Below are 232 nucleotides of genomic sequence, written 5' to 3'. Positions count from 1 at the left end.
AGATGGAGACGCAGATCGCCGAGTTGAGTGTCAGCACCCTGAGCACGGAGGGTCTGGGGGACCCTCATCTGGGCGACCGCGTAGGCGGCCCTCTGGCGCTCGAAGCCGATCAGCCGGCCCGCCAGCTGTTCCCCCGCTTCGCCGCGGAAGCCCTCCCCGGGGCGGGAACGCTCTTCGGCAACCCTGTCGATAATCTCGCTGAGGAAGGTGCCCGGGCCCATGGGGGGGTCGG

Annotated in this window: 1 pseudogene; it reads right to left on the bottom strand. The window is 69.8% G+C overall.

Features of this window, described 5'->3' with window-relative positions:
* A pseudogene (locus KVT44_RS57335) lies at positions 1-232 on the bottom strand (DNA methyltransferase); the annotation flags it as partial.

This window comes from Streptomyces sp. GbtcB7, from assembly GCF_019091445.1.
Taxonomy (GTDB): domain Bacteria; phylum Actinomycetota; class Actinomycetes; order Streptomycetales; family Streptomycetaceae; genus Streptomyces; species Streptomyces mirabilis.
Note: the sequence above shows the minus strand (reverse complement) of the source record. Positions and strands in the feature narration are given on the sequence as shown.